Origin of the sequence: Micropruina sp. (assembly GCF_047607385.1) — a bacterium.
Classification (GTDB): domain Bacteria; phylum Actinomycetota; class Actinomycetes; order Propionibacteriales; family Propionibacteriaceae; genus Micropruina.
On the sequence record NZ_JASGDE010000111.1, the window covers coordinates 1 to 4,710 of the forward strand.

Below are 4,710 nucleotides of genomic sequence, written 5' to 3' on the forward strand. Positions count from 1 at the left end.
CTGACGGGCACGCCGGCGGACCTGGTCACGCCTGCCCCGAACCCCGGCGCCGACGGCGGTGGCGATGAGGACGAGGTTGAACATCACCCGCCGGCGTCGCCGGCCAGCGCCAGGATGGCGAACATCGCGGCGCCGCCCATCGGGAAGCGGGCCGCGGTCAGCGAGAAGGTGCCGGGCCACAGCAGCGCCACCATCAGGCCGCACGCCGCCGAGGCGAGCAGGCTGACGATCGCCACCGGTGAGGTCGCCGCGACGAGGTAGCAGGCGGCGGCACCGATGCTGGAGACGATCAGGACGCGGCGCAGGTCGACGCCGGTGCCCCAGATGCCGTACGCGAAACGTCCGATGCCCATCAGCAGCGCGAACAGCCCCGGACCGAGCAGGTCGCCGATCTCCTTGCCAACCCCGATGCCCTTCTCGGCGAAGAAGGACGACCACTGCACCATGGTCAGCTCGGCCGCGCCGCCGGTCATCATCAGCACCAGCGCGGCCAGGAACATCGGGGTGCCGAACAGATCGCGCAGCGAGGTGCGATCGTCCTCCGCCACCGTCTCCGGCATCGGGACGCGGAGGAACACGAAGGTGTTGATCAGCGGCACGATCGCCCAGATCGCCGGCAGCCACACCCAATGCTGGGTGCCGATCGCGGCGAGCAGGGTGGTGGTGCCGACCACCACCGCCAACTGGCCCCAGCAGTAGAAGGAGTGCAGCAGCGCCATCCCGGACGCCTTCTGGTGGGCCGGCGTGGGCAGGTGCTCGACGATCGGGCTGACCAGCACCTCCAGCAGTCCGCCGCCGATCGCGTACACCGAGACCGCGATGCACAGTCCGAGCAGCGGGCTGGGCATCGCCGTCGGGAGGATGGCCAGCAGCACCAGGCCGATGGCTGCGAAGACGTGCGCCAGCACGATCGGAACCCGGTAGCCGACCTTGTCCACGAAGAACATCGCGACGAAGTCGGTGAGCAGTTGGACGCCGAAGTTGAGCGCCGCGATCAGCCCCAGCTGCGCCAGCGGGATCGAGAACTGGGTGTGGAAGATGACGAACAGCAGCGGCGCCAGGTTGTTGACGATGGCCTGGACCACGTAGCCGGTGTAGCTGGCCCGCTTGGTTCCGCTGTAGTGCTCGGGGCCGAGAGGCAGTGCTGGCATGGAGTTCCCGTCGTTCGAGGCGGTGGACAGGGGCAGTGTCGGAGGCTACCGGTGGCTGGTGAACCAGCCGGCGGCGTAGTCCACCAGCGGACGCATCGGCATCAGCTGGGCGTTCGCCGCGCCGACCCGTAGGGTTCGGACGAGTCCGGTGTCGGACGCGAACGCCTCGGTGACCTCGACGAAGTCGTGGTCGTGGACGTCCAGCTCGTCCCAGCTCAGCCACTCCCGGCGTCCGTCGACGAGCATCGCGACGCCGTTGCGGACCGTCCGCTTGCCCGGGTAGGCGGCGCGGTGTTCGGCCAGGTGCAGCGCGGTGACCTTGGCGGCGGTGACGCCGAGCAGCAGGATACAGGCGTCCAGTTCGACCAGCGCACCGAGCGGCGACTGCTCGCCGGCCGGGGCGTCCAGCGGGTGGGTGGCGGTGACCTGGGCCGCCCGCGGACCCGCGGCGGTGATGGACCGGTGCGGGTGCGGGCTGCGGAGCGCGTCCGGGGTGGTGCGGAACAGTTCGGCGACGATCCCCATGGTCTGGCTGGGCGTGGTGGCCGGGTGGTAGAGCGGCAGGTTCTCCCGGATCGTGGGCCACCACTGCGGCGGAGTCTCGTCCAGGAAGGCCGGGTCGCACAGCTGCCAGGACTGGGTCGGCATCGCCAGCGTCCCCTCGGGCCCGACCGCCTCGCGCAGCGCCTCCAGCACGGTCTGGGCACCACCGATCACCCAGCCCAGGGAACGCAGCGAAGTGTGCACCATGACGGTGGCTCCCGCCCGGACGCCCAGCTCGCGCAGGTCGGCGACGAGCTGCCGGCCGGTCACCGGGGCGGTGTCGGGGGATAGGTCAGGCATGGGGATCCTTCGGGCTGGTGCGGTCTAGGGACGGGTGATGCGCCGGATGCCTTCGACCATCTGGCCGATCTCGGCGGGGTCGCGGTCGAGGGTGCGGTGGACGGCGAGGCCTTCGATGAGGGCGTCGAGCAGCCGCGCGGTGAGCGGGTCGAAGTGCCTTTCGAGGGCCGTCCGAGCCCGGAGCATCCATCGTTCGGTGATGTCCCGGAAGGCCGGGTCGCGGGCGGCGAGGGTGTAGAGCTCGTACAGCACGACCTGCTCGTCCGAGCCGCTGGGAGGGATGTCGGCGACGATGCCCTCGACCACCGCGTTGAGCGCCTCCGCCGGGGTGTGGGCCCGCGTCATCCGTTCGGCGAACCGTGCCACGCCGCGGTCGGCGAAGCGGTCGAAGGCGTCGTGCAGCAGCTCGTCCATGCCCGCGAAGTAGTAGGTCATCGACCCGAGCGGGACGCCGGCCGCGGCGGCGACCTTGCGGTGCGAGGTGCCGGCCACACCGTGGGCGGCGATCACCTCCAGAGCGGCGTCGACGATCCGGTCGCGGCGTCCGGGATCGGGCTGGCCGCTGGCCCTGGTTGCCGCGTCGGCCGTGGCGGTCCGATCGTCCGGACGCCCCGGCGCCCGGTGGACACCGGGAGCGGTGTCGGAATCGTCCATCACGGTGTACGAGCGTACCACTGTGATGTACGCCCGTACATCAGAGTGGCGGTGGTGAGGGTGTTGGCGGTGGCGAGGGTGGTGTGTGTGGGTCGTCCGGACAGCAACATTGCCCTGGTTTCGCTTCGTTCACCTGGTTTGAACCACGTGAACGAAGCCGAAGCAGGGCAATGTCGCTAGAGGTGGGTGGACGGGGTCGAGTCCGGATTCAGTGCTGGTGCCCGGAACCCGGTCCGGCCGCGTTGACCGCGAGCGGTTCGACGTCGATCGTGGTCGGGGCGCTCACCTCGCCGGTCTCCAGGTCGAGGGTGCGTAGGGTCTTGGACGCCGAGTCGGCGACGATCACCCGGTGGCCGACCGTGGTCAGGGTGGGCCGGGCGGCATAGAAGTCGTCGGGCTTGGTCCAGGCGTCGATGACCGGAATGGCCGCCTCGACCTTCGCCTTGGCCGGGTTGATCACGTACACCTTGCCGTCGGTGCCCAGCGCCACCAGCTTCTTCTCGGCCCAGGTCAGCGTGCCGTAGACCAGTCCGAGATCGAGCAGCTTGGTACGGGCGGTGCGGGTGTCGACCAGTGCGACATGGGTCGCGTTGTAGCTGCCCGCGATGATCGGCGACTCCTCGGAGCCGGCCAGATGGCTGCTGAAGCCGTCGGGTGCGCCCACCGGTTCGTAGGCCTTGGTGACCTTGCCCTTGCGGTAGATCACCACGCCGTCGTCGCAGCCGAACGCCACCGCGCCACCGGCGGCCTCCGCCTCGCCGTGGATCTTCGGGCAGTTGTTCCAGCGCTTCTCGACACGTCCGTTGGACGCCTTCACCCGGGCGAAGCCGACCCGCTGGCCGGGCTCGGTGCCGGGGGTGCTGACCAGCAGTCGTCCGTTCTCGATCGGCATGGCGACGCCGTGGTGCGCGGCGAACGGGCTGAGCGTGCGGATGGACGCCGACGACTTGTCCAGGTCGGAGTTCTTCAGCAGCTGAATGGTCCCGGTGCCGTCGTCGAAGATCGCGGTCGTGTTGCCGTGGGCGACGACGTGGCTGGGCTTGGCGGCGTTCACCCGCAGCGGGTTGAGGTGCGGGGTGCCGCGCAGGTCGCCGATCTGCACCAGGCCGGCGGAGCCCTCGATCAGGAAGAAGTGCCGGTGGTCCTCCGAGGTGGCCACCGTCGGACGCGATCCGGTGGCGATCCGGGCGACCGGCTTCAGGGTGCCGGCATCGAGGGCCAGGACGCCGCCGGCGTGCGTCACCAGGATGGTGCTGCGCACCTTCGGCGCGGCCTCGGCATGGGGGGCGGTCAGGGCGGGCAGCAGGGTGGCGGTCAGCGCGCAGGCGACGACCAGGGGAGTGCGTGGGGTTTTCATGAGGGCGACTATATGAGAATGATACTCACTAATGCTAGCTGGCGACTCTGGTGTGGCCCGGGGCCCTTCGGTACCCTGCGGTACCGACCGAAGCGAGGGGTGATGAGGGGCGACCGATCGCGACGCGGCGTGCTCGCCACGGTGAGCGCTCTCGTCGTCAGCGCACTGTTGTTCTCGGCATGCGGCGGCCTCGGGGGCGAGGGCAGCCGGCACCAGATCTATGCGTCGCTGGAGGAGCTGATCGGCGATTCCGCGCTGATCGTGGCGGGGACGGTCTCGGGCGTCTCGGCGGTCAATCAGGGCATGGCGCAGACGGCGGCCACGGTGAGCGTCGCGGTGCGGTACTTCCCCGAGGACCTCGGACGCGCCCCGTCCGACGGTGGTGATCCCGCCGATCCGCCGCGCTCGGCGTCCAGCGTCCGGGTTCTTCAGGTCGGGACGCCATGGATGGGACCGGCGCCGACCTTGCAGCCGGGCAGCAGCTATCTGCTCTTCCTCAGCCGCTCCGGGCTCGACGGTGACTTCGCCGACGTCTATTTCGTCACCGGCGGCGTCGCCGGGATGTACCGGGGCGTCGACGGCACCCGGTTCACCCGGGTCAGCGACGAAGACCCAGGACTGCCGGCAACCATCACCCGGGAGACCCTCGACGGCTGGAACCCGACCCGTCCGTAGAGAAGTGGTGCGCGAGCCGGTCCGGCTCGC

At 70.2% G+C, this 4,710-nt stretch carries 5 protein-coding genes; 1 reads left to right on the top strand and 4 read right to left on the bottom strand.

Annotated elements, in window-relative coordinates; translation table 11 throughout:
• Window positions 1-83 precede the first annotated feature (83 nt).
• The 4 genes from QM582_RS09980 to QM582_RS09995 form a co-directional block, all read right to left on the bottom strand.
• Window positions 84-1,151 (bottom strand): MFS transporter, encoded by a 1,068-nt coding sequence (locus tag QM582_RS09980; RefSeq protein ID WP_415084013.1) that lies wholly within the window; start codon window positions 1,149-1,151, stop codon window positions 84-86.
• Between the two features lie 45 nt (window positions 1,152-1,196).
• Window positions 1,197-1,994 carry an aminoglycoside N(3)-acetyltransferase gene (locus tag QM582_RS09985; protein WP_415084015.1) on the bottom strand — a complete coding sequence of 266 codons (798 nt, stop codon included), beginning with the start codon at window positions 1,992-1,994 and terminating at the stop codon, window positions 1,197-1,199.
• A 24-nt stretch (window positions 1,995-2,018) separates the two neighbouring features.
• Window positions 2,019-2,648 carry a TetR/AcrR family transcriptional regulator gene (locus tag QM582_RS09990; RefSeq protein WP_415084016.1) on the bottom strand — a complete coding sequence of 210 codons (630 nt, stop codon included), beginning with the start codon at window positions 2,646-2,648 and terminating at the stop codon, window positions 2,019-2,021.
• A gap of 208 nt (window positions 2,649-2,856) precedes the next feature.
• A complete protein-coding gene (locus QM582_RS09995) occupies window positions 2,857-4,005 on the bottom strand; it encodes a hypothetical protein (protein WP_415084018.1) in 1,149 nt (382 codons plus the stop codon).
• A gap of 102 nt (window positions 4,006-4,107) precedes the next feature.
• Here QM582_RS09995 and QM582_RS10000 point away from each other — a divergent pair, with 102 nt between their 5' ends.
• Window positions 4,108-4,680, top strand: coding sequence for a hypothetical protein (locus QM582_RS10000; RefSeq protein WP_415084019.1), 573 nt, complete (start codon window positions 4,108-4,110; stop codon window positions 4,678-4,680).
• Window positions 4,681-4,710 lie beyond the last annotated feature (30 nt).

Coding starts and splice junctions, on each gene's coding strand:
- QM582_RS09980 (WP_415084013.1), bottom strand. CDS start 1,151: ATGCCAGCACTGCCTCTCGGCCCCGAGCACTACAGCGGAACCAAGCGG.
- QM582_RS09985 (WP_415084015.1), bottom strand. CDS start 1,994: ATGCCTGACCTATCCCCCGACACCGCCCCGGTGACCGGCCGGCAGCTC.
- QM582_RS09990 (WP_415084016.1), bottom strand. CDS start 2,648: ATGGACGATTCCGACACCGCTCCCGGTGTCCACCGGGCGCCGGGGCGT.
- QM582_RS09995 (WP_415084018.1), bottom strand. CDS start 4,005: ATGAAAACCCCACGCACTCCCCTGGTCGTCGCCTGCGCGCTGACCGCC.
- QM582_RS10000 (WP_415084019.1), top strand. CDS start 4,108: ATGAGGGGCGACCGATCGCGACGCGGCGTGCTCGCCACGGTGAGCGCT.